We start from the raw sequence: 25,593 nt of genomic DNA, 5'->3' as shown, positions 1-25,593 counted from the left end.
TATCTTTACTCAAATCTGAAGTCGAAAGGCTTCAGATTTTTTTTGTCTTTTTATTAGCTAAATAGACTCCAAATAAAATTATTATAGAGGCAACTATTTGCAATAACCCAAAAATTTCTCCATCTATTAATCCCCAGGTTAAAGCTACAATAGGCATAATATAAGTTACCGATGAAGCAAAAACAGGTGTTGACATTTGTACCAGTTTAAAAAACAAAACCTTAGCAATTGCAGTACCAAATAAAGATAAAATAGCAACATATAAAATAGACATCCTAAATTCTGACTTACTAAATGCTTCAGCAGAGAAGAAATCTGTACAAAACAGAACTATAAGCCCAGGTATAACAATAGGTACATAATTTCCAACAGCAATAGTTAATGGTTTCACATCTTGTAAATAACGTTTTATAATATTTACGTTAGCAGCATACATTAATGTTGAAGCGATTATAAAACCCGCAAATAAGTAGTTTTGACTAGGATTAAGCTCAGCACCTTTTAATATTAACAAAGCTGTGCCAATAAAACCTATAATTACACCTAAAATCTGTCTTTTTGTAGAGGTGATTTTAAAAACAGCCAATCCCATTAAAACGGTATTTAATGGTACCAAAGAGTTTAATACAGAAACTACAGCACTATCAATTTCTGTTTCTGCAATTGCAAAAAAGAAAGCAGGAATAAAAGAGCCTAAGAAACCTGAAATTATTATCCACTTCCAGTCTGCCTTTTTAATGGTTTTTATTGTATTAAATCCTGCAGCAAATAAAAACAAACCTGTTAATACGGTTCGCAAAGCGCCTAATTGATAAGGATTTAAACCAATTAATGCCTTTTTTATTAGTATAAAACTTGTTCCCCAAATTATAGATAAGATAATGAGGTAAGTCCATTTAGATGCTTTCATTTTTGTAATGCATTGATTAGCTTATGCAAAAATCTAATTTTTAACGCAATAAATAGATATAATTGTTAATTTTGTAATTGATAACAGAATAAAAAAAATTGATATTTATGAAAAATTTAAAAAACATATTAGCAATAGCTATTATTACCATTGCAGCATTTAGTTGTAAAAATGAAACACAACCAGAAGTTAAAACTGTAGAAACGGTTGAAACTGAAATTAAAGCAGCAAAAGCAGAATTAGATCCTAATGCAACTTATGCTAAAGCAGAATTTAAAATCGAAGGTATGACATGTGCAATGGGTTGTGCAAAGACTATCGAGAAAAAAATGGCTAAAATGGAAGGTGTAAAATCTGCAATTGTAGATTTCGACAGACAATTAGCTATGGTAGAATACGATGAAGCTAAGGTAACACCTACAAGCTTAGAAAGTACAGTAACTGGTGTTTCTGACACTTATAGCGTAAAAGACATGAATACGGTTGAATCTTTTTCGAAAGAAGAGAAAAAAGCATGTACTGCAGACTGCAAAAAAGACTGCTGCAAAAACAAAACTGAAGGTGAGAAAGTAGCTTGTGCTAAAGATTGTAAAAAAGCATGTTGCACTAAAGAAGTGAAAGCGTAGTTTCTAAAACCTACAAATAAAATAAAAAAACTTACTTAACATAATTTATTTTTTTATTTAAAACCAGATTTTTTTTAATTTCAAGATATAGATTAACCAAGTATTAAAAGTGATAAAAAGCATCCTCTAAATGCTCAATCTTAAACTGTTTATTATCCTTAACAATAGCAATTACATCAAAACGAACTTCTACATCTAAGCTATTTACGTTAACAAATTCATCTATTGCTTTTACTAAACGTTGAATTTGCTTAGGCTTAACGAAATCTTGAGGATTACCAAATTCCACAGTCGATCGTGTTTTAACTTCTACAACAGCTAATGTATCTTTTATTTTTGCAATAATATCGACTTCAGATTTCTGGAAAGTATAGTTTCTTTCTAAAATTTCGTAACCTTTTTTTAATAGAAAATCTACAGCAAGTTGCTCTCCTTTTTTCCCTAATTCGTTGTGTTGTGCCATGATTTCGTTTTTAGTGCTACAGAGATAATAGATTTAATCTATAAAATTAAGTCTCGCCTTATTTATAGAATCAATTATTACACCATTAAAATTGGTATTAATTTCAAGTACTATTTTATGACTTTACTCTTCTAATAATTTAATATCACATTGAAAAGCTCCTATTCTTCCCATTTTAGAGTTAGGATTAAAGAAAATTTTAGATTCTTTTTCAGCAACAACTTTTTCTAAAAAGTAATATTTCTCAATTAATCTGTAACCGTAAGCGTGTCCAATAATATCATATTGAGTATTCGGTATGTTTTTTCTAAAACCTAAATAGGAATTATTAGAATTGAAAAACTGGTAACTTAAAACTATAATTGGAGCAATAGCAAGTATTGCTGCATAAAACTTCTTGCTCGTTGTAAAAATTAAAAACAGAGCGCTCATTAAATATACTACCCAGAAAAAAAACCTATAACTAACAAATATTTTAATTTCAAAAACAATGTTAACAATCAGTAAAACCAAACAGAGAACGAATACTATTTTAATAATCGAATTAAAAATTGATTTTAACTTCATTTCATTTAAATAAATAGAATTTACAATTCTCTTTTTCGTTATTTACTCTTGAAAATTAACTATTGATTTCTCTTTTTTTACATCTAAATCAATCGTTCGTCCCATAATCATAGCACGATTATCTTTTTCATGTCCTGCCGGCATATTAAAAGCAATAGGAAAATCATAGTCCGATAAAGCATCTATAACAAGTTGTTCTACACTCGTTCCCCAAAGCGTAGTGTTTTTTCTCATTCTACTCATACCTCCAACAATTACACCATTACAGTTATCAAAATAACCAGCACGTTTTAAACTTTGTAACATACGGTCGATATGGTATTTATATTCACCTATTTCTTCAATAAACAAAATTTTACCACTAGTATCTATACTTGTATTAGATCCCAACATAGTATGTAATATGGTTAAGTTTCCACCAACCAACTCACCTGAAGCTTCACCTACTCTATTAAACTCTGATCCTTTTAAAGTATAGTTAATAGGCTTACCAAAAATAGCCGCTTTAAAAGTCTCTATACTTTCTTTAATGTCTTCTTGATCTTCGGGTAAACTCACACACATAATAGCATGAATGCTTTCTACTCCTTTTGTATGCAATTGATTATGCAAAGCTGTAATATCGCTATAACCAACAACCCATTTTGGTTGTTGTAAAAACTTAGAATAATCTAATTTATCAAGTATTCTAACCGTTCCATAACCTCCTCTTGCACTCCAAATGGCTTTAATTTTTGGGTTATCTAATGCGTTTTGAAAATCTTCACAGCGTTCCTGATCTGTACCGGCAAAGTGATCATCTCTACTAAAAACATGTTTACCAACAACAACATTTAATTGCCAACTTTCTAATAGTTTTTTAGCACGTGCAACTTCTTCTGTTCTGTTTTTTAAAACACCAGATGGTGCAACAATAGCAACAGTATCTCCTGCTTTTAAATAAGATGGTTGCATCAATTTAGACGGTGTTTTAATAGTTGTGTTTTCTTGAGCCGAAGCGTTAATACTTCCGAAGAGAAAAAACAAAGTGATAATAAATACTTTTTTAATCATACTGTAAATGTACACGATATTTTGTAAAATTATAATGAAGTATAAATTTAATAAACACTTTTTAAAAACCAATGAACATCATAAAACAGCACTCGTTTTTCACTTTTATTCTCAATTACATTAAAAAAGCATCGGTTTTCATCAAATCTGAGGTTAAGAATTCAATTTTAAAAAAGGTAATGGTTATTTTTGTTCAAAATTACTAGAATTCATGTCGAAAGATCCTAAAAGATATACAATTACTGCAGCCTTACCATACACGAATGGACCAATACATATTGGTCATTTAGCTGGTGTTTATGTGCCTGCAGATATTTACGCGAGATATAAACGTTTAACCGGAAACGATGTTGCTTTTATTTGCGGAAGCGATGAGCATGGTGTGCCAATTACTATTAAAGCAAAGAAAGAAGGTGTAACGCCTCAAGAAATTGTAGATAGATACCACGCCATTATTAAGCAATCTTTTTTAGACTTCGGAATTACTTTCGATAATTATTCACGTACATCTGCTAAAATCCATCATGATACTGCGTCTGAATTTTTCATGAATTTGTACAACAAAAACGAATTTGTTGAAGAAGTTTCTGAACAATTATATGATGCTGAAGCAAACCAGTTTCTAGCAGATAGATTTGTTGTTGGTACGTGCCCAAAATGTGGTAACGAGGAAAGTTATGGCGATCAATGTGAAAAATGTGGAACGAGCCATAATGCTACAGATTTAATAAACCCTAAATCGGCAATAACAGGAAATGTACCATCTTTAAAAGAAACAAAACACTGGTTTTTACCATTAAACAAACATGAAGCCTTTTTAAAAGAATGGATTCTTGAGGGACATAAAAAAGATTGGAAAGCTAACGTTTACGGACAATGTAAATCTTGGTTAGACGATGGTTTAAGACCAAGAGCTGTAACACGTGATCTTGATTGGGGAATTCCAGTTCCTGTTCCAGGCGGCGAAGGCAAAGTATTATACGTTTGGTTCGATGCACCTATTGGTTATATTTCTGCAACTAAAGAATGGGCTGCAAGAGAAGGTAAAGATTGGGAACCATACTGGAAAAATGAAGACACTAAACTAGTACACTTTATTGGTAAGGATAATATTGTGTTTCACTGTATTATATTTCCAGCAATGTTAAAAGCTGAAGGCTCTTATATTTTACCGGATAATGTACCTGCAAACGAGTTTTTAAATTTAGAAGGCAATAAATTATCGACCTCTAAAAACTGGGCTGTATGGTTACCAGACTATTTAATAGATTTTCCAGACAAGCAAGATGTCTTGCGTTATGCATTAACTGCAAATGCACCAGAAACTAAGGATAACGATTTTACTTGGAAGGATTTTCAAGCAAGAAATAACAACGAGTTAGTTGCCATTTATGGTAACTTTATTAATCGTGTAGTTGTTTTAACAAACAAATATTACGATGGTATTATACCAACTCCAAGTGAGTTCTCTAAAATAGACGAAGAAACTCTAGCAACTATTAAAGCATTCCCAAGTGTTATAGAAAGTTCTTTAGAGCGCTACCGTTTTAGAGAAGCATCTCAGGAATTAATGAATTTAGCGCGTTTAGGAAATAAATATCTTGCAGACGAAGAGCCTTGGAAATTAGTAAAAACTGACGAAGCACGTACTAAAACAATTATGTATGTTGCTTTACAAATAGCATCTGCATTATCAACATTATGCGAACCATTTTTACCGTTTACTTCTACTAAATTAAAAAATATTTTAAATAGTGATGAGAACAAATGGGAAGACATTTCAACTAAAGAAATACTAATTCCTGCTGGACATCAAATAGGAAAAGGAGAGTTGTTATTCTCTAAAATTGAAGACAGCGAAATACAAGCACAGTTAGATAAATTAGAAGCTAGTAAAAAAGCAAACGAAGCAGCAAATAAAGTAGTAGAACCACAAAAAGAAACAATTGCTTTCGATGATTTTACAAAACTAGACCTACGTGTTGGAACCGTTTTAGAAGCTGAAAAAATGCCGAAAGCAAAAAAGCTTTTAGTTTTAAAAGTAGACACAGGAATAGATGTTAGAACTATTGTTTCTGGTATTGCAGAAAGCTTTACAGCTGAAGAAGTTGTTGGTAAAAAAGTAACCGTTTTGGTTAATTTAGCACCAAGAGCATTACGTGGCGTAGAAAGTGAAGGCATGATTTTAATGACTGAAAATGCAGAAGGTAAATTAGTATTTGTAAATCCCGATGATGATAATGTTAGTAATGGATTACAAATAAGCTAAGCTATGTTTAAAAAGTTGTTTTTCCTTATTATTTTTTCACTTCTTAGTACAATCGTTTTTGCACAAAGAAATTGGATTGTTATTGAAACAGGTTTACAAGACGAATATGTAAACCTTAAAGATGCCTTACCAATTGTTGATGTAGAAACTGGAAATATTGCTTTCTTTCTAAGAGAGAAAAGGCAAATAACAGCTTATTTGTACAATGGAAGTCAAGAACTAATATCTAAAATAATTATTGACGATATCCCTAAAAAAAGCAGGAATATCATTGGACATTCTATAAAAAACGACAATTACCTACTTTACTTTAAACGCAATTCTGGATTAAAATTTGGATACTTAAAAATAGACTTTAAAAACAAAACCTTTAAGTTAGTTGATGACATTGATATTAGTTTTGAAAAAGAACAATTTATTGAAAGTTTTGTAGAGAAAGATAAATTTTACATTTTAACTTCGGTAAACAAAAGCTCTATTCTTAATCTATATACATTAGATAATGAGGGTAGTATTACTAAGAAAGAAATAATACTTCCAGAAAACAAAATTAAATCTGACACAGACTTAGTTATTGATTTTAGTAGTATTATTTTTTCTTATCGATCTCAAATAAAAAAACTTGATATTGGAGAGCCTTTGCCATTAGAAAATGTTGCTGCTCAAACTAAGGTGTTTTGTAATAATGGTAAAATAGTTCTTACCAATAATTTTTTTGGAAAGCGTACTTTCCTTTTAGACATAAATCTATCTGACGGTGCAGTACAATTTAATGCCTTAGATAATTTAGGTTTTATTAAAGGAGAGTTAAAGTCTGGAATTAATTCTTTTATTTTCGATAATCACTACTTCAATGTTTATGCTACTAAAAACAAGCTTCTCTTCTCCATATATAGCTACCCAACCTTAGAGATGGTTAAAAGCTATAAGGTTGAAAAACATGAGATAATAGATTTTAAAAACACAAAAATTACACAAAAAGTTGGTGATGGAAAATATAGTGTTCGTGAACTACAAAACACCTCACAGTACTTACGAAAAATAGCTAACAAAAATTTGGGTATTTCTGTCTATAAAAACAACAATGATTACGTTGTAACTCTTGGATCTAGTAAAGTTGCTACTGGAGGAACGATGTCCATTGTTGGAGGTGTACTTGGAGGCGCTGTTGGTGGTGTTTTATTTTCTACTTTCGATAATTATAATAAAACAAAATCTGTTCAAATTCAATGTTTATTTGATGAAAACTTCAACCATAACTCAAATCTAATTCCTGAAAATGGTTTCGACAAAATAAACAAATTCACAAAAGACTTTAGTCACCTAAAAGCACAATCTGTATTTCGTTATAAAGAGGATTATGTTTGGGGATCTTTTAATCATAAAACCGGTTTATATAGACTGTTTATATTCGATTAGAGCCCATTTAGATAAAGTTTTATCCTTATTATCACGACTTAGTTAAATATTTATTAATTGAGATTTTATTAATACTATTCCACTTTCTTGATTGTACATTTGTTGTATAAAATCAAAAACTAAACCATGAAAAAACTAATATTACTACTAATTACTGCAACTTTCTTGTCTTGTGGTAGTTCTAAAGTTGTGAGACAATCTCAAAAAACCATTAAAGGAGATTGGACACTAAATAACATAACCTATAGTGAATCTGGCAACTACAATGTTATGCTATTAAATGATGTATCTAAAGCGTGTTTTGAAGGCAGCACTTGGTCTTTTATACCAAACAACAATACTGGCATTTACACCATTAATAACGAAAATTGCACTACAGGAGACAGAAATTTTGTGTTTACAATACAAGAAATAGATGAACAAACTGGCTTGTACGACTTTTTATTAAAGCCTACAGATGCCAAAAACAAATCTGTAACCAATCAAGGATTTAGATTAGAATTATCTCAATTATCAGACTTTGATATGCAATGGCAACAAACCGTATCTGTAGACGGAAAACCGTTTACAATTAACATGAACTTTTCAAAACTATAAAAATTATGAAATCAATTATATATAAATTTTCAAGTACAGCATTTGCAATATTATTAGTACTTAGTTTAACACATTGCAGCTCTGTTAAAAATGCAAATAACAAACAAAAAGGTGGTGCAATTGGTGCTGCTGGTGGTGCTCTTTTAGGTGCTATTATTGGTAACAATGTTGGCAAAGGTGGTAATGGCGAATTAGGAGCCGTTATTGGTGGTGTTATTGGTGGTGGAGCTGGTGTGCTTATTGGAAATAAAATGGATAAGCAAGCAGAAAAAATTGAACAAGAAATTCCGGGAGCAACAGTAGAACGTATTGAAGATAAAATTGTAGTAACATTCGATGAAGATAGTGGTGTATATTTTGACACAGCTAAGTATAATGTTAATACAGCATCCCAAGCAACACTTAACAAGCTAATAAATGTTTTTAGAGAATATCCTGACACAAACATCTTAGTTGTAGGACATACAGATAGTGTTGGTAACGACGAAAACAACATGACGCTTTCTAAAAACAGAGCGAATGCCGTAACGAACTTTATTACTGGCCAAGGTGTAAGTAGTGGTAGATTAACTACAAATTGGTTTGGAGAATCTCAACCAACACACGATAACACAACAGCCGAAGGACGATCTAAAAACAGACGTGTAAACATTGCTATTTTGCCAAATGACAAAATGATTGATGACGCGAAAACAGAATCTGGAGAAAACTAAAAATCTTTTGTGTTTTTCTTCGGAATAATCCCAAGATTAAATATATTACAAGACCTTATTTTACTTAAAAAATAAGGTCTTTTTTATGCTTTTAAAATACATATTATCTCATACTAACTTACCTGAATCTTCAGTTAAGAACACTATTAAATTACTTAATGAAGATTGCACAATACCTTTTATTTCGCGTTACAGAAAAGAAGCGACAGGTAATTTAGACGAAGTGCAAATTGGTGACATTGTAAAATTTAAAGAACGCTTTGAAGCTTTAGAAAAACGTAAAAAAGCCATTATTAAAGCTTTGGAAGAGCAAGATGCGTTAACCCAAGAGTTAAAACAAAAAATTGAAACCTGTACAGACTTAATAGCACTTGAAGATCTTTACTTACCATTCAAGAAAAAACGTAAAACTAAGGCAGAGACAGCACGTAAAAATGGTTTAGAGCCATTGGCTAAAATAATAATGAGCCAAAATGCAAGTGACGTAGAGTCTATTGCTTTTAAATATGTAAAAGGTGATGTTACTTCTGTTGATGATGCTTTAGAAGGCGCAAGACACATTATTGCAGAATGGTTAAACGAGCGTACAGATATTAGAAACAACCTAAGAAACCAGTTAGAGCGTCATGCTCAAATTGCTACAAAAGTTGTTAAAGCAAAAATTGAAGACGAAAAAGCTCAAAAATTTAGAGACTATTTCGATTGGTCTGAAAGTTTACAACGCATTCCGTCGCACAGATTACTAGCCATTTTAAGAGCCGAAAACGAAGGCTTCATAAGAGTTAAAATTGAAATTGATGCTATAAAAGCGCTAGAAAATATTGATAGAAAAATAATTAGAAGTAAGAATGCGTGCGCAGATCAAATAGAGCTAGCCATTTCCGATGCTTACAAGCGTTTATTATTTCCATCCTTAAGCAACGAAGCCTTAAGTCATGCCAAAGAAAAAGCCGACGAAGCTGCAATTACCGTTTTTGCGAAGAATCTAAAGCAATTGTTATTAGGCTCTCCAATAGGTGAAAAACGAGTATTAGCTATTGATCCTGGTTTTAGAACAGGCTGCAAAGTCGTTTGTTTAGATGCACAAGGTGCCTTTTTACATAACGAAACTATTTATCCGCATCCACCAAAAAGCGATAGTACTGGAGCTATTAAAACAATAACCGCTTTATGTGAGACTTACAAAATTGAAGCTATTGCTATTGGAAATGGAACAGCATCTCGAGAAACGGAAGCCATTGTAAAACAGGCTCAGTTTAAAAATGATGTACACGTATTTATTGTTAGTGAAGCTGGAGCAAGTATTTACTCAGCATCTAAAATTGCAAGAGATGAGTTTCCAGATTACGATGTAACCGTTAGAGGTTCTATTTCTATTGGACGACGTTTACAGGATCCGCTAGCAGAACTCGTTAAAATTGATGCTAAATCTATTGGTGTTGGACAATACCAACACGATGTAGACCAAAATAAATTACAAAAACAATTAGATGTTGTTGTCGAGAATTGTGTGAATGCTGTTGGTGTTAACATTAATACTGCAAGTGTTCCTTTATTGAGTTCGGTTTCTGGAATTGGACCAAAGCTAGCTGAAAACATTTTTAATTATAAGAACGACAATGGTGTTTTTAAATCTAGAAACGACATAAAAAAAGTACCACGCTTAGGCGGAAAAGCATTCGAACAAGGTGCAGCTTTTCTTAGAATTAAAGATGCTAAAAATCCATTGGACGATTCTTCAGTACATCCTGAAAGCTATAAAATAGTCGAAAAAATGGCTAAAGATGAAGGTGTTTCAATTTTAGAATTAATTGGTAACGAGGCCATTCTTCAGAAAATAAATTTAAAAAAATATTGCACAGAATCTGTTGGATTATTAACGCTTGAAGATATTATTAAAGAACTTAAAAAACCCGGATTAGATATTAGAGAGACTGCTAAAGCATTTAGTTTCGATCAAAATATTAAGTCTATAACCGATTTGCATCCCGGACAATTATTACCAGGTATAGTAAATAATATAACCGCTTTTGGTTGCTTTGTGGATGTTGGCATTAAAGAAAGTGGATTGATTCATGTCTCTAACTTGTCGGATAGTTTTGTAAAAGATGTTAATGAGCATGTACATTTACACCAGCAAATTATTGTAAAGGTTCTAGAAGTAGATGTTGCTAGAAAACGAATTCAATTAAAGTTAAATAAATAATATAAAAAAGCATCAACCTTATTAAAGATTGATGCTTTTTTAACACCTCTTAAACCAATAAATTAAGATGCTTTTTTTAAAGCAATATTTATATTCTTATTAATTATGTTGTTCCATTTTTCGACTCTAAGCATTTCGTAGTCCTCTGTAAAACCATCATTGGTATTAAAAAAGTTTAAAATCACTTCTTCTTTAAGGCTAGAATAAAACGCAATTTTTAAATCTAAATACTGTAATCTAGTTACTTTATCTTTTCCTGTTTTATAATTGGTAATCAATTCGCAAGATTTAATTTCAGATAATTTTAGATTAAAAATCTTATGCTTGTCTTCATTAAACTGAATATAAGTTAACATATTATCGTCCTCCGCAAGTCCAATAAATTTATTGGTCCAAACCTCTTTTAACTTATATACAAAACCACTTAGTTTTGTTATTTTTTCTGCTTTTTGCTTTGTTTTCGAAGTACTGTTAAGTCCTTTATAAATGAATATAAAGAATGGTACAAAAACGCTTGATACTACTAATATTTCTATTAAAGTGAATGATAATTTCATTGTTTAAAATTTTTGATTTAATGTATAATAAATCAATACTAAATCTTTACATAAAAGATTTAGTATTGCAAGAGTTTAAAAAAACCTATTGCTTTATGTAAACCAATGAAATGGGAAAATAATTTGTTTTGTAGTAAGCCCAACATCTATAAGCTGACTTGTTTTATGATACACCAAGTAACTTTCTTGCTGTTCCTTGCATACTGCATTTAATAAACCTTGTTGTTTAAAAAATGTAATGTTATCCTCTTGCGAAGCATCAACTGTAAAATCTACATGTGAGTCTACAATTAAACCTTTAGTATTAGAAGAAGTACTTGCTTGTACTGTAGGTTGAGGTGAAGTATTATGGACACTAGTAATCTTACTTTCTGTAAAGAAGAAAGTGGAGATACTTAATAAAAGCGTTATAACTAAATAGTTAAACTTTGCCATGTTAATACTTGAATTTAAAGTACAAATTTATATCATTATTTGTTAAGAAAATACTAAACTTTCATGATTCACAATTTATTTTAACTAGCCATTTAATTAAAACACTTGCCTATTTTTTTAATTGCTCTAAAAATTCTTGTCTACGATTTCGCGATACTGGAATTTTAGCATTTCCAGTTAATACTACATAACCTTCGTTAAGGTATTTTTCTATGTAGCTAAGGTTTATTAGGTGTGATTTATGCACCAAATAAAAATCATTATTCTCAAGCATTTTATTAAAATGTCCAATACTATTAGAACTCATCATCGATTTTTCATTTTTTAAATGAATTTTAGTGTAGCCTGTTTCTCCTTCGCAATGGATAACATCTTCTATTTTAACAAATTCTAAACCCTCCACACTTGGTACAATTATTTTCTTTTTTTGAAACGTTTGTGCTCCTAAGTTTTCTATTAACTGTTTGTTTTTAATTAGTGCTGTTTTTTCTTCAATATTATGTTTTGCGTTTTTTACAGCATCAACCAAATCACTATTATCTACCGGTTTTACTAAATACCCAATAGCACAATGTTTTATAGCTTCTATTGCATAATTATCGAAAGCAGTGGCGAAAATTATTTCAAAATCTGGTTTTTCAAACTGCTTTAAAACATCGAAACCACTTAATTCAGGCATTGCAATATCGAGGAACACTAAATCTGGTTGCAGTTCCTTTATAAGAGCTATACCTTCTTTAGGGTTTTGTGTTTCGGCAATAATCTCAATTCCTGGGCATAAGCGTTCTAACTTATTCTTTAAAATAGCTATAGCTTTACGCTCATCGTCTATTAATATGGTTTTAATCTTCATTTTCTCCTGCTTTAAATACTAAAGTTACTCTTGTTCCTGTTTGGTTGTCTTCACTTTCACTACGATCTAAAATAGAAAAATCGATGTCCCAATTATTACTTTCTTTTAGTAAAGCTAAACGTTCTTCCAGTACGAAACTAGAATGCTCTGTATGTGTTTGCTTTTTATTTTTAGATAATTCTCGTGCTTTATTTACACCAATACCATTATCTATTACTTCTACTTTAAAACTATTATCGTTAATATATGTAAACTTTAATTTTAATGTTCCTTTTCCTTTTTTATGAAATATGCCATGGTTTACAGCATTCTCTAGAATTGGTTGTAAAATCATTGGTGGTAAAAGCAAATCTGCGGTATCTAATTTTCGGTCGACCTCAACGGTGTACTCTAAGTTATCTTCGAACCTTAATTTTTCTATTTCGAGATAATTGTTTAATAGTATTAATTCATTTTCTAAAGAGATACTCTGCTTTCTTGAATACTCGAAAAACAGTCGCATTAATTTTGAAAACTTAGCGAGATAGTCTTCACTTTTTTCAACTTCGTTTAACTGAATATAGTATTGAATAGCATTTAGTGAATTGTGTACAAAATGCGGATTCATTTGTGCTCGTAAAGCATTTAATTCTAGATCATGTTGCCGTTTTTGGTTATCTAACTTAGTCGCTAACTGTTCTTGTATTAGTTTGTTTTTTCGGTTGTTAAAGGTTATGAATAGGATAACTACCGCAATAATTATTAGTAATGCAATTGCAAAAAGAATAAATAATACCGAATTTAAATCTTTACTCATCTATTCTATGTTTACTGACTACAAAACTATAACTGTAGCATCCATATAAAATTAAATTTAATATTAGTATTGCTGATTGATACTCCACAGTATTAGCTTTGATAATAGCTATAAGTAAATGCAGTGGCAAAAATCCAATGTAAAAAATTAACAACCCTACTACTATCCAAAATCGTTGTGACTTATAATAATTAATAACATTATTATTATTAATTAACTCCATAAAGTATAATATTGAACAAATTAAAATAATGATAGTTTCAATCGTTAGTAAATCGGTAAAAAAATAATCATAAAAATTTAAACATATCAGGGATAATATTGTTGAAAAGCTAAATAAGGCAACCAGTAATTTAATTAGTTTTTTGTTGTTGATAATTTTACTAAACCAGTATAAATAAAAGAACCCTAATACTATTATTAAAATATTATATAAAAAATTAACTCTATACTGCAAAAACATACTAAGTAACAATGCTCCTTGATCTATTAAGGAAGAAAATATTATTAAAAACAAAAAATAACGTTGATTAGTATTTTTGTAGCTATTCCAATAGTTAACAGCAAAAAAAATTGCTGTTAACTGAACAATAATCAGCGCTATTTTAAAATATATCATCATATTAGTTTCCTCCTGAAGTATGTTCGAAAGCAGGCATTCCACTGTTTCCAAAATTTAATCTATCAATCCCTGGTGTATTACTATTATCTTGTACTGCAGCTCTCGTACCCTCTCTATAAGTTGGTGTAAAAAACACAGTTGTCTTTACATTACCATCTTCTTTTGCCGCAAAATAAACTCTTAAACCTAAATTCTCATATCCTAATTCTGTAGATTCTGTTTTTACGTAATTTAGATAGTTTTCTAAATTTTCTAAATCGAACCAAACTTCACGGTTTTCTGATCCTACAGGAATATTTGCAGCAGCTAATTGCTGTTTACGTATTTCTAGCTGCATAATTGCATCTTGATTATCTAAATCATTATTTAATACTTGCAACAAAACATTGTTTTTAAGCATTTCTTTATTTTTAAAAGTTTCCTCTTTTAACTCTGCTTCAACTTGTGTTATTAATCCTGTTGGTTCTTCGTAGCTACAGTTGTTATTCTTATTTGCTTCACACTCTTTAAAAAGTAATACAGCTAAAGCTATACAAATAACAAGTAGGGATTTTGATGCTAAATTTTTCATTTTAATATTAGTTTAATTAATAGTTAGAATACTAAGGTAAGTTTTTACAGGTTAATACAGGATCTAGTTTTCTTGTTAGTTCTTTCTAGAATCTTGAATCATTTTTTTATTAGGCTTGATAGTTGTTACGAGATTTAAAATATTCTTGATTTGAATCGTTTAGTAAAGCAATAGTGTAGTTTCCTTTTATTTCTCTTTTTATTGTCTTAACGTTTTAAATCTTCCGCAAAAAACTAATAGTGCTAAAAGGCACGGTATTATTTTTATTTTAAAAAATTTCAAATTAAACTAAATTGTTTTATTGAATTGGACAACATTGTTTAAAACAGAAGTTATCGAACCACCATTGCTCTGCTGGATTACTGCCTTCATCTATAGCAAAATAGACACCTTGGGCATTTTGAATTAAAGTATTAAAACTTGCAACATCTGCAGCAGGAGTTGTAGATGGACTAATAACCCATGTTCCAAAACTATTAGAAGGTAAAACTACACCTGATGCTAAATCTAACGGAACTTGAATAGTTGTAGGAGCATTACCTGAAACAATAAGATTTGAGGCGTTTAATACAAAAAACGCTCTAACGGCTGCACTTAACGGATCTGTATCACTATAAACACCTATCCCATTATCTGTGGTATTTCCGTTACTTCCTCCAGATAAATATTCAATATCTAAATTAAGTTCACACCCTTGAGCATTTAAATCGCTAGGAAAATCTACTCCATTATATGCAATTGTTCCTCCTGATCCATCTTGCACATAGAGCACTTGAGAGCCTCCTCTAGTTTGAAACTCCACATTATTTGTTGTAATACCTATCCAGTTACCTTGTGTTCCTAGAATTTTATCTTCAAAATCCTCGAACACATCACATGATTCTGTACATGGTATTACATCATAATCACAACCTTCATCACTACATGATAATGGTATTGATAATATTAACGCTAGTAGTACTAATTTAAGTTCTGCGAAAAATCTTGATTTTAAATCTCTATTTTTCATTATTCTATTTATTGCATTCATTTTAATTTTATTTTAAATAAGCCAAGATTTCATTTAGAATATGAAATAAATCCATCTTGGCTTGACATTGATTAATAGCCTCTTTTATACTTTTAGATTATTGAGGACAGATAACTTTAAATTCTGTTCTACGGTTAATTGTGTGTTCACTTTCTGGACATGTTACTCCATCTGCACAACGGTTTAACAATTCTGTCTCTCCTGCTCCACGTGCCACTAAACGATCTCTAGTGATACCTTTAGTCATTAAATAGTTTACAGTAGATTCTGCTCTTTTTTGAGATAGTGTTTGGTTATAAGGATTGCTTCCTCTAGAATCTGTATGCGAAGACATTTCTACACTTACAGTTGGATTATCTTGCATTAACTTAACAACATAATCTAAATCTGGTTGTGCAGCTGGAAGAATATCCCATTTATCGAGATTAAAAATAATATTATCTAATTTAATTGCTTGACCACAAGGGTTTACACACATCTCGAAATCTATAAATAATGATTCACTTCTATCTAATCCTGATGTAGTAACCTCAACTTCATTAGAAAAATAACCATCTTTTCTTCCGTTTAATCCATAAATTGATGTCTGCTTTAAGTGAAATATAAAATCTCCTTCGGCATTAGACAATGTGTTTTTTTGACCAGCATTATTTTTATCTTTTAATAATATATCTACACCTTGAATACCTATTGCTGTATTACACTCGACTACATCTCCTTTTAATATAAAATTTAAGTCTCCATAAAAAATCTCTTTTTGAATACTATTTCCTTCTTTTTTACAATCAATAAATTCGCTTTTAGAGATAGAAGTTTCAGTTAAATCTACGTTGTACAATTTTGCTTGTACTATATAATCATCTGCAGAGACATCGTTAAACACTACAACACCATAGGAATTAGTTGTTCCGGTTTGTACTATGTTTTCATATAAATCTGTTAGTACAACATCTGTATTTGGTAAAATTTCGAATGTAAATTTATCTTTAGCAGTAATTGTTACAGTACAACCGCAAGTTGCACAACATCTTGGCATATGATCTTCTCCACAAACCTCGCAAACATCGTCCTTTTTATTTTTACTAAATTTATAAGTAATGCCAGCAAATAATCCAACCGAAGAAATATCGCAATCACATGCTTCTTCTCTTAGGTTAACTTCCTCTAAACGCTGTCCAAATTCTCCTGTTGGACCTGTAAATTCTACGGTATCATAATAAGCAGCAGAAATCCCTAAGGTTGGATCTACTAATTCTTGCGCACCAAAGTGGCGCATATAATAAGCTCCAGCATTAATACCAAAATTATTATTTAACATGTAGGTAAAACGTACTTGACCCTTAAAGGTAAATACTCCAGAATCTTTATAACCCGCATGAAAATTTAACAATTCGTTTGGTGCTGCTGCATTTTCAAGAAAAGTTCTACCTCCTTTAATAGATGCTAAACCAAAGCGCGTATTAATTTCGGCTACAAATTTACCTGTCTTACTTCTAAATTGAGCATTGGGTCCAATACCATAGAATATTCTAGAAATACCATCTTCTGAAAGGTTAGTGGTAGAAATTAATATCCCACCACTATTATAAAGATTATCCGTTGCAAAAACACTTTCTGGTTGATTTTTAATGTAATCGAAATCGAAACCGAATCCAAAGGTACTCCAATAGTAATCTAAAGAAAGACCTAAATTTAGTCCGCCATTATAATCTATTGCTGGTGTGTTATTATTATAAGTTGGGAAATCGTAACCAATTCTTGGTGACAACTGAAAATAATTAATATCATTATCTAACTGTTGTGCGTTAGTAGTAAACGATAAAGCGCATACAAATGCAACAACAAATAGTTTAATAGTGTTTTTTAAATTGTTCATTATTTTAGGTTTAATTTGTTTATACATCTTTAGATAACTTTGGTTACTATTTTGTTACCCTCTATTTTAAATTAGTCCTACAGAGTATAGTCTCAAGTAATTTTATTTAGCAAATATTGAATAAGTTCTTACCTAAACATATAGCAACTGCACCACTAGTATTGTTGAATCTATTATTAGTAATCTTGAGTGTATTAACTAAAAAAGCCCACTCATTGAGTGGGCTTGTATTTTTTAAAAGAAAATGTATTTATAGCGCTTGAAGTAATAAGAATCCCATTCCTATACAAATAAATGGAAGTGCCAGAAGCAGGAGTGCATTATATTGTGGTGCTTTCTTTTTATTGAATTTAGCATTCATCACTTTTCTAGTCTTACCGTTGTAGCCTATCCAATTCTTAAAATGAATAGCGAATGCTAACATTATAAAAAGTGTCCAAGCTTTACCGCTAGACATGGTATCGACATGTAGTTTGTTTAAAAATGCTGCAAAAAAACAACCCAATAAAAAAGCTAATGCTATTTGTAATATAGATATGTAAAACAACGCAATTGTATTAGCTTTTTGTTTATACTGCTTTTTATATTTAGAAAATATAAAGAAAAATAATTGATCGAAAATTGTCATTTCTCAAAAGTAAAAAACCTGCCAGTAAAAACGATTAGATTTTAATATAATGTTTAAATAATATTTATTACATCTCTGCGAATACAGAAAAATTATCTATTTGGTAAGCCCCATCTAAATCTTCATCTGTTCCAGAACCTGTATACTTAAATGCAACATGTAATGTCCCTGAATATGAAGATAAATCTACTAAACCTGAATTAATAAATTGGTACCATGATGTTGCTCCTGAAGGCAAGGCAACTGAAATTGGCGCCCAAGTAGCAGTCAATACATTAGTTCCGTCAAAATCTGTAGATACAAATACCTCTAAAGTATTTTCATTGCCAACTAAATTATGTTGGGCAACTTCAAAACTTACAAACTCTAAATCCTGAGCATCTACATTAATTCCAGGAGAGACTAACCATGCAATGTTAATAGCGTCATTAGACAAATATCCACTTAACTCTGTATATCCGTTACCATCTTGCTCCTTTTCTCTCCATAATCTAGATCCCGTTTCAGCAAAATTAGTCCAACCATTAATATCTAAATCTGTATTGTTTGTAACAGATTGAAAATCTTCACTCATGATTTCAGAAAAATCTGCAGGATCTAACACCAAACAACGAGAAGATTCAAACACTACATCATCGATAGAATTCAAAACTAAAAGTATTGTATCACCTGTATAGTTTTTTGTAATTACACCCGAAATAGAACCATTTGATACAGGTAATAATTCATTTTTAAAACTAGAAAAAGCACTCGTTTCTAATATAAATTCTGAATAAGCAAAACCACCACAAGATTGTAAAACTCTTTGAGTATCGAAATCTTGAGAAGGATCAAAATAACGTTCTCCAGATAAGTTATTTGCAAACTCTACATTATTAAATTTAACAAACACTCCAAGAAGATCACTTGTTACATCAGAAAAAGAGATGTTTAAGGGTACAATAGCCTCAGTATTTGGAGATCTATACATTTTAGTACTTTCTTGACTATTTGTAATTGGCGTTACAGTTGTACCATATTGGTTTGACTCTGTTCCTCCTCCAATAGTTGTTATTCCATTACCTACTCTTGTTTCCCCAATAAATAAATCTTTTAGTTTAATGTATATCTCTCGTCCTTTATTAAACTTATTATAAGTGTCTGTCGTGCTCATTAAAATTTGTAATCCACTTGTAGGATTTTCTGGAGCATCTTGGATATAAAACTCTTTAAAAAAGTTACCAGTAGCATCAGATGAGCTTACATATCCTTTTACAACTATGTCTGTATCTACTTCAAATGGATCTATAGAATTGTACATCATTTTAACCTCTGCGATAGATACTACCTGAACATCACCTACTTCAATTTCAATTAGCAACGCATTTAATGCTGCATTTTCTTCAGCTCCTTGAGATTGTGGTACTGAATAATCATCATCCTCAATACAAGACGACACAGCTATTAAAGCCATAAAACTTAATACCAGTGTTATTAATTTATTCGTTTTCATAATTGAAATGTTAAAAATTACTGCTTTTTCTTATTTTTTAAAACCTAAGATACACATTTACAAAGTAATTAGCTCCTCTTCCATACCAATACTTAGCTCCAAAAACTCTCTTATCAAGACTTACATCGTCTCTTAAAGCTCTGTAATCTGCACGCCTTCCTTGTTCGTAACCTCCTGTTTTGTATTCTTTATCTAACAAATTTCCTACGCTTGCAAAAAAGCCAATATATTTTCCGCCTATTCTCCAAGACTTTCCTCCAACAAGATTTACAACCATATAGTTATTAAATTTCTCTTGTTTTAATAAGCCTTCTGCTACTTCTGGATCATAATCGTTAAAAGGCAATCCATCTGCATCTGTGTAAAACACATCTGATCTTGATAATGGACTTATGTCTACATAAGCATTATCAAAAAAGTTTGCAGTTGCACCAAACCACCAGTAATCTGGATCCCTATATTCAAAACCTACAGAATATGCAGTTTGTGGCCCAGCTGCTACTTTATAATTTTTCAAATTAGATATTGTAACTGGAGTTACAAGGTTAACCTGACCTTGTTCATCAACAAAATCTTCTGATGTTGAATTGGTGTATAAATTAGGGTTATTATCGTAAGTATATTGTCCTACAGAAGCTGCACCTTTTAATTTAATAGTTGGCGTTACTTGTGCTTCTATACCTAATTCTCCTCCAATATGCCTTTTTTCAACACCAGTTAGTATTTCTTGAATAAATCCAGTATTACTTCCTTGTGTAAAGAAGAAAGAGATTTCATTCGCATCTTCTATTTTAGCATAGAACCCTGTTAGTTTTGCTTTAATTATTGGAGATCTAAAAATATAGCTTGCGTCTAAAGACATTATTTTTTCTTCAGTAATATCAATACCATCTTCTTTTTCTCCAAATCTTACACCAACATAATCGTGGCTTTCTCTTGAGTTTGTATATGTGTTTCTAATAGAGGGTGCTTTTGTAATATAACCACCATTAAAATCTAATAAATGCTTGCCAGTAATTTTATAAGTAAACCCTCCTTTTACTCCAATACCAGTAAACGCTAACTTATCTCCTTTTCCAAAAGAATTATCAAAATTATTTCCATTTTTAAATAATCCTTCTCTTTGGTAATCTGTTTTTGTTACGCTTCCTGCTATATAAAAATCTACTTTATTATAATTAAACTGTGCTTGTGCAAAACTAGACAGCTCGTTTACGTTTATATTATAGTTATATCTAAATTTATCGCCTTCAAAAGCTATATAATCTGGATTGTTAGCATCATACGCTCTTTGACTAAATGCATCTATATTAGAAGCTCCAGTAGTGCTTCCTAATAAATCGATAATTTCAGCAAAATTTTCAGAATCTAATTTTCTGTAATTAATTCCTGCATTGAACAATATGTTTTCATTTAACTCAGTATTAAAAATAGTATTTAATGATAGTGTTTTATCATCATTTCTATCTTCGTACAATGCGTAAGCCGCGTTTGAACCAGAAATATTATTTGTTACGTTAGCATCGATAATTCTATTCCAATCTATTTGCCCATCGTTTAAAAACTCTTGCTCTGCCGCATATGCTCCTGCTACATCTCCATCTTCTAAGTAATCACTTGGTAAATCTTGATAATACGCTGGACTTGGATTTGCACCACCTGCATAATCCAAACGACTGTTTCCAATTTTACCAAACTGGTATCCAACATTAGTATTTAACGCGGTTTTAGATGAAATATCCCAAGTATGATTTAACATTAAAATGGGTTCTTCTACTTCTTTTATACGCGAGTTTTTTTGTTCGCCGTTTAAAATCCCCCAAAACTCGTTATACTTAATTCCTTTTAAATCATAAACTTCTTGTGTATTAGAAGAAGACTTTCCTCTTCGGTTAGGTGCATAAATTGAAGTAAAATTTAAGCTATGTTTATCGTTAATTTTCTTTTCAACTGAAGCAAAAAACGAATTAGAATCGTAAAGAGAAGCATCTTGATAACCTTCGTCTCCCCAACGTCTCCCTATCATAAGTACATAAGCCCAACCGTTTTCTATTAAACCAGTAGCATAACTAGCCATTAAACGGTTTGTATAACTTCTATTAGAAGAGGAGTATGTTATACGCCCACCTTCTCTATAAGAAGAAGCTTTTGTATTCATGTTTGTTGCACCTAAAACACCACCAAAGGTGTATGCTGAAGGTGAAAGCCCTTGAGAAAATTCTTGATTACGAACAACATCGTTTAGTCCTCCCCAATTACTCCATTGCGGTCTACCTGTATCGAATTTATTCATTTTGATACCGTTTATTAGTACCGTACCGTTGTCTGAATCTAATCCTCTTACTCTAAAGAAAGAAGAACTAAACTCGAAAGCAGCAGTTCTTTGAAAAATATCTCTTGAAGATGATAATAAGCCTGAAATATTATCAGAACCGCTAGTGTCATCATTTAATTCATCATCCGAAAGTGTGATGGTAAATAAATCTGCTTGGCTACCAAGATCCACCTCAAGAGTCATATCTTGAATATCTACCACTTTTCCTTCATTTACTATAATAGAATATCTTTTTGGTAAAAATCCAGACTTAGAAATTTTAAGCATTTGTTCTCCAAAAGGAACTGCTGTACTAAATTTAAATTGCCCTAGCCCGTCTGTAGTTTCAATCTGTCCTGTTTCTTCAACCATAATAGTAACTTCTGGAAGAGGCTCATCTGTAACAGCGTCTTTTACGCTACCTTTTACAATCGTTTCTTGAGCTACCATTGTAAAAACAGAAAACAAACCGAATAAAAAAATAAGTAATTTTATTTTCATGCAATAAAAAACAGTTTAAACCTTAAATAACAGCTATTTAAGTCTATCAAATTTACATTATTTATTAGAAACATCTACCTTTGGAAAGAATTTTGAATGCATGCATAACATTATAACTAATGAAAAATTTTAAACTTTGGCTTTTTGTTGCACTTATCTCTGCTTTTATAAGCGTTAATGCTCAAGAGGAAAAAAAATATAAAATTCACACGGTGGCTTTTTATAATCTAGAAAATTTGTTTGACACTGTAAATGATACAGAGAAAAATGATGAAGCTAGTCCGATGATGGAAATTAAAGCGGGTCGTGAAGCGGTTTATAAAAAGAAAGTACACAACATGGCGCGTGTAATTGCAGATATTGGCACTGAAACTACCGGTAATTCACCTGTTATTATTGGCATATGTGAGGTTGAGAATGTTGATGTTGTTGAAGATGTTGCTAATGACTCTTTATTACTAGTTAAAGATTATGGCATTGTTCATTTTGAATCACCAGACAGGCGTGGTATTGATGTTGGCTTAATGTACCAAAAAAGATTATTTCAACCCATTTCTAAGAGTGCACATACCCTAAGGATTTATGATAATAATACAAAAAAACGTATTTACACCAGAGACCAACTCTTAGTATCTGGTAAATTAGAAGGCGACCTCATACACATTATAGTGAGCCACTGGCCTTCTCGTAGCGGTGGTGAAGCTAAGAGTCGTCCAAAACGTGTAGCAGCTGCAAAGCTTAACAAACGCATTATTGATTCTTTACAAGCACTAAATCCTTATGCAAAAATTATAACGATGGGAGATTTAAACGATGACCCTACAAACGCCAGTATTAAAGATGTTTTAAAAGCAAAAAGGAAAAAGAAAGATGTTAAAATAAAAGGCATTTACAATCCTTTTATAAATATGTTTAAAAAACAAGGTCTAGGAACTACAGCCTATAGAGATGCATGGAGTTTATTCGACCAAATTATGGTTACAAAACCATTAATTGAAACCGATTTTTCTTCATTTAGATACTATAAAGCAGGAATTTACAATAAAAACTATTTAACAAATAAAAAAGGGCGTTATAAGGGCTACCCATTTAGAAGCTTCGCAGAGGGAGGTTTTACAGATGGTTTTAGCGATCACTTTCCTGTATACATATATTTGATAAAGGAAACGAATTAAAGGTATTAACTTTATACATTTAAAACATGAACTCTAATGAGTTAGTGTTTTTTTTTATTACATTCTTTTATGAAAAATATATTATTTACGGTTTTTTTCTTTTCTATATTTTTCCTTTATGGTCAAAAAATAGAAAATAAAACAATAGAAAACAGTAAGATAGAATCTATAGTTATTGAAGGTGATGCTATATTTAAAATAGAAATAAATTCGACTACCTCAAAAACTATTAATATAACTTCTAAAATAGAAGGTGAGTATGCAAAAAGCACCAAAGTGATTACTCAAATTAAGAATAACTCCCTTTTAATAACATGCGATTATCCTAAATTAACATATAAAACAGACGATAAATTAAATGCACATAAAGTACACTCTATAGAAATAGCTCTTGAAGTTCCTAAACATTTGAATCTCTATATTAAAAGCGCAATAGCATCCGCCAAAATTAATGGCACTTTCAAGTATCTACTTTTAGAATTAAATCAAGGCAATGTAGAAGTCTTAAATTTTAAGGGAGATGCTACAATTAACACATACAATGGTAATATTGATGTAGAAACTAATAATGGTATAATTGATGCAAAAACTAAAACAGGAATTTTTAAAAGCGAAAAAATAACTGAATCGCTAAACCAAATAAAGATCCGTTCTATTAACGGAAACATTAACATCTATAAAACTAAAAAATAACCTTATTTTAGCTTCAAATTATTGCAATGTCTTTAAAGAAAGCCTCTATTTTAATAATCATCATATTACTAATCGACCAGATTAGTAAACTGTATATAAAAACACATCTACAGCTACACGAATCGCTCGAAGTTTTTAGTTGGTTTAAGATTTACTTTGTAGAAAATGATGGCATGGCTTGGGGAACCAAATTAAGCGACTTCGCTCCAAATTTAATAAGCGATCGAACAGCAAAATTATCATTAACTACTTTTAGAATTCTTGCCATTCTAGGTATAGGTTATTGGCTAGTGAACTCTATAAAAAAGCACCAATCTAAAACACTTCTTTTAGCTTTAGTTTTTATTTTCGCAGGAGCTCTAGGAAACATTATAGACTCTGTTTTTTATGGTGTGTTTTTTAACGACAGCTTTGGTCAAGTTGCCACATTTATGTCAAAAAATGGTGGTTATGACGACTTACTATACGGCAATGTTGTAGACATGCTTTACTTCCCAATGTGGCAAGGTAATTTACCAGAGTGGTTACCACTTTTAGGAGGTAAAAACTTTGTTTTTTTCGAACCTGTTTTTAATGTAGCCGATGTCGCAATCGCAACTGGGTTTGGTATCTTACTGTTCTTTAACAAGAAGGCGTTTCCTAAGAGAGAAGAAAATGCTTAAAATGTATATATATTTTGTGGAGTAACACAATAATCTAGTGCAATATCACTTTCTAAAATGGGAAAAACAGCTTCCTCTACTTCATAAAAAGATAAGCCTATTTTAAGAGTTTCAGGTTTACAATTTGCTAAAAAAGTATCATAAAAACCTTTACCATAACCAATTCGATTTCCTTTTTTATCGCAAGCCAAAAGAGGTACAAATACAACCTCTATTTTAGAGTTGTTAATTTCAATACCATCTATAGGTTCTGGAATATTATATTTATTTAGTTTAATTTTTGTTCCATCTGTTAGCAAGAAATTTTGAAGTGTTCTCGTTTCGAAATCACTTTTAGAAATCACAATGTTTTTATCTTTTCCAGATAAAATACTCAAAATAAAATCTGTATTTATTTCTTTTAAGCTTGCTATTGAAAGAAAAACATGATAAAATTCATAGTTCCAAATCTCTAAACTAAGTAGCTTATTTGCAATGTCAAGACTCAAATTATTTATAACATCTTCGGTCAATTCATTCCGAAGGTTTCTATATTTTTTCCTTAATTCATCTTTGGTAACCATTA

Annotated in this window: 24 protein-coding genes; 9 read left to right on the top strand and 15 right to left on the bottom strand. The window is 30.9% G+C overall.

Annotation, left to right across the window (positions count from 1 at the left end; translation table 11 throughout):
* Positions 1-31: 31 nt before the first annotated feature.
* Positions 32-910, bottom strand: coding sequence for a DMT family transporter (locus ASC44_RS10360; RefSeq protein WP_055447528.1), 879 nt, complete (start codon positions 908-910; stop codon positions 32-34).
* A 107-nt stretch (positions 911-1,017) separates the two neighbouring features.
* Between ASC44_RS10360 and ASC44_RS10355 the strand changes: the two genes are divergently transcribed.
* On the top strand, positions 1,018-1,536 hold the full coding sequence (locus ASC44_RS10355) for a cation transporter (RefSeq protein ID WP_055447527.1): 519 nt from the start codon (positions 1,018-1,020) through the stop codon (positions 1,534-1,536).
* A gap of 103 nt (positions 1,537-1,639) precedes the next feature.
* Here the strand turns inward: ASC44_RS10355 and ASC44_RS10350 are convergent, their stop codons facing one another.
* From ASC44_RS10350 to ASC44_RS10340, 3 genes are all read right to left on the bottom strand, one after another.
* Complete coding sequence (locus ASC44_RS10350) at positions 1,640-1,999, bottom strand: YraN family protein (RefSeq protein WP_055447526.1); 360 nt, start codon at positions 1,997-1,999, stop codon at positions 1,640-1,642.
* 123 nt (positions 2,000-2,122) lie between these two features.
* On the bottom strand, positions 2,123-2,431 hold the full coding sequence (locus ASC44_RS10345) for a hypothetical protein (protein WP_055447525.1): 309 nt from the start codon (positions 2,429-2,431) through the stop codon (positions 2,123-2,125).
* A 177-nt stretch (positions 2,432-2,608) separates the two neighbouring features.
* Positions 2,609-3,619: a S66 peptidase family protein gene (locus ASC44_RS10340; RefSeq protein ID WP_083476276.1), complete on the bottom strand. Its 1,011-nt coding sequence runs from the start codon at positions 3,617-3,619 to the stop codon at positions 2,609-2,611.
* 211 nt (positions 3,620-3,830) lie between these two features.
* On the opposite strand from ASC44_RS10340, the gene metG reads away from it, so the two are divergent.
* The 5 genes from metG to ASC44_RS10315 all read left to right on the top strand — a co-directional run bounded on the left by metG (position 3,831) and on the right by ASC44_RS10315 (position 10,823).
* Positions 3,831-5,888 carry a methionine--tRNA ligase gene (gene metG / locus ASC44_RS10335; protein WP_055447524.1) on the top strand — a complete coding sequence of 686 codons (2,058 nt, stop codon included), beginning with the start codon at positions 3,831-3,833 and terminating at the stop codon, positions 5,886-5,888.
* A 3-nt stretch (positions 5,889-5,891) separates the two neighbouring features.
* A complete protein-coding gene (locus ASC44_RS10330) occupies positions 5,892-7,307 on the top strand; it encodes a hypothetical protein (RefSeq protein WP_055447523.1) in 1,416 nt (471 codons plus the stop codon).
* A gap of 126 nt (positions 7,308-7,433) precedes the next feature.
* Positions 7,434-7,904, top strand: coding sequence for a lipocalin family protein (locus ASC44_RS10325; RefSeq protein WP_055447522.1), 471 nt, complete (start codon positions 7,434-7,436; stop codon positions 7,902-7,904).
* Between the two features lie 5 nt (positions 7,905-7,909).
* Complete coding sequence (locus ASC44_RS10320) at positions 7,910-8,617, top strand: YiaD family glycine zipper/OmpA-like lipoprotein (protein WP_055447521.1); 708 nt, start codon at positions 7,910-7,912, stop codon at positions 8,615-8,617.
* Positions 8,618-8,702: 85 nt separating this feature from the next.
* On the top strand, positions 8,703-10,823 hold the full coding sequence (locus ASC44_RS10315) for a Tex family protein (protein ID WP_055447520.1): 2,121 nt from the start codon (positions 8,703-8,705) through the stop codon (positions 10,821-10,823).
* A 62-nt stretch (positions 10,824-10,885) separates the two neighbouring features.
* Here ASC44_RS10315 and ASC44_RS10310 read toward each other — a convergent pair whose 3' ends face one another.
* From ASC44_RS10310 to ASC44_RS10260, 10 genes are all read right to left on the bottom strand, one after another.
* Entirely contained in the window at positions 10,886-11,380 is a 495-nt protein-coding gene (locus ASC44_RS10310) for a hypothetical protein (RefSeq protein WP_055447519.1), read from the bottom strand.
* Between the two features lie 93 nt (positions 11,381-11,473).
* Entirely contained in the window at positions 11,474-11,815 is a 342-nt protein-coding gene (locus ASC44_RS10305) for a hypothetical protein (RefSeq protein WP_055447518.1), read from the bottom strand.
* A gap of 109 nt (positions 11,816-11,924) precedes the next feature.
* Positions 11,925-12,668: a LytR/AlgR family response regulator transcription factor gene (locus tag ASC44_RS10300; protein WP_055447517.1), complete on the bottom strand. Its 744-nt coding sequence runs from the start codon at positions 12,666-12,668 to the stop codon at positions 11,925-11,927.
* On the bottom strand, positions 12,658-13,464 hold the full coding sequence (locus ASC44_RS10295) for a sensor histidine kinase (protein WP_055447516.1): 807 nt from the start codon (positions 13,462-13,464) through the stop codon (positions 12,658-12,660). The genes ASC44_RS10300 and ASC44_RS10295 overlap by 11 nt, the downstream gene beginning before the upstream one ends.
* A gap of 623 nt (positions 13,465-14,087) precedes the next feature.
* Positions 14,088-14,657 carry a hypothetical protein gene (locus ASC44_RS10285; protein WP_055447514.1) on the bottom strand — a complete coding sequence of 190 codons (570 nt, stop codon included), beginning with the start codon at positions 14,655-14,657 and terminating at the stop codon, positions 14,088-14,090.
* Positions 14,658-14,955: 298 nt separating this feature from the next.
* Complete coding sequence (locus ASC44_RS10280; RefSeq protein WP_055447513.1) at positions 14,956-15,666, bottom strand: hypothetical protein; 711 nt, start codon at positions 15,664-15,666, stop codon at positions 14,956-14,958.
* Between the two features lie 118 nt (positions 15,667-15,784).
* The gene (locus ASC44_RS10275) at positions 15,785-17,563 is read right to left on the bottom strand and encodes an OmpA family protein (protein WP_161805014.1); all 1,779 of its coding nucleotides are present in this window, start codon (positions 17,561-17,563) and stop codon (positions 15,785-15,787) included.
* Positions 17,564-17,813: 250 nt separating this feature from the next.
* Positions 17,814-18,191, bottom strand: coding sequence for a hypothetical protein (locus ASC44_RS10270; protein ID WP_055447511.1), 378 nt, complete (start codon positions 18,189-18,191; stop codon positions 17,814-17,816).
* A gap of 67 nt (positions 18,192-18,258) precedes the next feature.
* Positions 18,259-19,683: a DUF5689 domain-containing protein gene (locus tag ASC44_RS10265; RefSeq protein WP_055447510.1), complete on the bottom strand. Its 1,425-nt coding sequence runs from the start codon at positions 19,681-19,683 to the stop codon at positions 18,259-18,261.
* A 37-nt stretch (positions 19,684-19,720) separates the two neighbouring features.
* Entirely contained in the window at positions 19,721-22,498 is a 2,778-nt protein-coding gene (locus tag ASC44_RS10260) for a TonB-dependent receptor (RefSeq protein WP_055447509.1), read from the bottom strand.
* A 119-nt stretch (positions 22,499-22,617) separates the two neighbouring features.
* Between ASC44_RS10260 and ASC44_RS10255 the strand changes: the two genes are divergently transcribed.
* From ASC44_RS10255 to ASC44_RS10245, 3 genes are all read left to right on the top strand, one after another.
* On the top strand, positions 22,618-23,673 hold the full coding sequence (locus ASC44_RS10255) for an endonuclease/exonuclease/phosphatase family protein (protein WP_055447508.1): 1,056 nt from the start codon (positions 22,618-22,620) through the stop codon (positions 23,671-23,673).
* A gap of 69 nt (positions 23,674-23,742) precedes the next feature.
* The gene (locus tag ASC44_RS10250; protein WP_055447507.1) at positions 23,743-24,366 is read left to right on the top strand and encodes a DUF4097 family beta strand repeat-containing protein; all 624 of its coding nucleotides are present in this window, start codon (positions 23,743-23,745) and stop codon (positions 24,364-24,366) included.
* A 26-nt stretch (positions 24,367-24,392) separates the two neighbouring features.
* The gene (locus ASC44_RS10245; RefSeq protein WP_055447506.1) at positions 24,393-25,028 is read left to right on the top strand and encodes a lipoprotein signal peptidase; all 636 of its coding nucleotides are present in this window, start codon (positions 24,393-24,395) and stop codon (positions 25,026-25,028) included.
* Here the strand turns inward: ASC44_RS10245 and ASC44_RS10240 are convergent.
* Positions 25,025-25,591: a 5-formyltetrahydrofolate cyclo-ligase gene (locus tag ASC44_RS10240; protein ID WP_055447505.1), complete on the bottom strand. Its 567-nt coding sequence runs from the start codon at positions 25,589-25,591 to the stop codon at positions 25,025-25,027. The two genes, ASC44_RS10245 and ASC44_RS10240, sit on opposite strands and share 4 nt — an antisense overlap.
* Positions 25,592-25,593: the final 2 nt, after the last annotated feature.

The sequence above is a fragment of the Lacinutrix mariniflava genome, from assembly GCF_001418015.1.
Taxonomy (GTDB): domain Bacteria; phylum Bacteroidota; class Bacteroidia; order Flavobacteriales; family Flavobacteriaceae; genus Lacinutrix; species Lacinutrix mariniflava.
This window is presented reverse-complemented; position numbering and strand designations above follow the sequence as displayed.

Bases quoted from the DNA above. Each gene is read 5' to 3' on its own strand.
- ASC44_RS10360 (WP_055447528.1), bottom strand. From the start codon at position 910: ATGAAAGCATCTAAATGGACTTACCTCATTATCTTATCTATAATTTGG.
- ASC44_RS10260 (WP_055447509.1), bottom strand. From the start codon at position 22,498: ATGAAAATAAAATTACTTATTTTTTTATTCGGTTTGTTTTCTGTTTTT.
- ASC44_RS10255 (WP_055447508.1), top strand. From the start codon at position 22,618: ATGAAAAATTTTAAACTTTGGCTTTTTGTTGCACTTATCTCTGCTTTT.
- ASC44_RS10330 (WP_055447523.1), top strand. From the start codon at position 5,892: ATGTTTAAAAAGTTGTTTTTCCTTATTATTTTTTCACTTCTTAGTACA.
- ASC44_RS10280 (WP_055447513.1), bottom strand. From the start codon at position 15,666: ATGAAAAATAGAGATTTAAAATCAAGATTTTTCGCAGAACTTAAATTA.
- ASC44_RS10245 (WP_055447506.1), top strand. From the start codon at position 24,393: ATGTCTTTAAAGAAAGCCTCTATTTTAATAATCATCATATTACTAATC.
- ASC44_RS10250 (WP_055447507.1), top strand. From the start codon at position 23,743: ATGAAAAATATATTATTTACGGTTTTTTTCTTTTCTATATTTTTCCTT.
- ASC44_RS10265 (WP_055447510.1), bottom strand. From the start codon at position 19,683: ATGAAAACGAATAAATTAATAACACTGGTATTAAGTTTTATGGCTTTA.
- ASC44_RS10345 (WP_055447525.1), bottom strand. From the start codon at position 2,431: ATGAGCGCTCTGTTTTTAATTTTTACAACGAGCAAGAAGTTTTATGCA.
- ASC44_RS10295 (WP_055447516.1), bottom strand. From the start codon at position 13,464: ATGAGTAAAGATTTAAATTCGGTATTATTTATTCTTTTTGCAATTGCA.
- ASC44_RS10275 (WP_161805014.1), bottom strand. From the start codon at position 17,563: ATGAACAATTTAAAAAACACTATTAAACTATTTGTTGTTGCATTTGTA.
- metG (WP_055447524.1), top strand. From the start codon at position 3,831: ATGTCGAAAGATCCTAAAAGATATACAATTACTGCAGCCTTACCATAC.
- ASC44_RS10310 (WP_055447519.1), bottom strand. From the start codon at position 11,380: ATGAAATTATCATTCACTTTAATAGAAATATTAGTAGTATCAAGCGTT.
- ASC44_RS10350 (WP_055447526.1), bottom strand. From the start codon at position 1,999: ATGGCACAACACAACGAATTAGGGAAAAAAGGAGAGCAACTTGCTGTA.
- ASC44_RS10355 (WP_055447527.1), top strand. From the start codon at position 1,018: ATGAAAAATTTAAAAAACATATTAGCAATAGCTATTATTACCATTGCA.
- ASC44_RS10300 (WP_055447517.1), bottom strand. From the start codon at position 12,668: ATGAAGATTAAAACCATATTAATAGACGATGAGCGTAAAGCTATAGCT.
- ASC44_RS10340 (WP_083476276.1), bottom strand. From the start codon at position 3,619: ATGATTAAAAAAGTATTTATTATCACTTTGTTTTTTCTCTTCGGAAGT.
- ASC44_RS10315 (WP_055447520.1), top strand. From the start codon at position 8,703: ATGCTTTTAAAATACATATTATCTCATACTAACTTACCTGAATCTTCA.
- ASC44_RS10270 (WP_055447511.1), bottom strand. From the start codon at position 18,191: ATGACAATTTTCGATCAATTATTTTTCTTTATATTTTCTAAATATAAA.
- ASC44_RS10285 (WP_055447514.1), bottom strand. From the start codon at position 14,657: ATGAAAAATTTAGCATCAAAATCCCTACTTGTTATTTGTATAGCTTTA.
- ASC44_RS10305 (WP_055447518.1), bottom strand. From the start codon at position 11,815: ATGGCAAAGTTTAACTATTTAGTTATAACGCTTTTATTAAGTATCTCC.
- ASC44_RS10240 (WP_055447505.1), bottom strand. From the start codon at position 25,591: ATGGTTACCAAAGATGAATTAAGGAAAAAATATAGAAACCTTCGGAAT.
- ASC44_RS10320 (WP_055447521.1), top strand. From the start codon at position 7,910: ATGAAATCAATTATATATAAATTTTCAAGTACAGCATTTGCAATATTA.
- ASC44_RS10325 (WP_055447522.1), top strand. From the start codon at position 7,434: ATGAAAAAACTAATATTACTACTAATTACTGCAACTTTCTTGTCTTGT.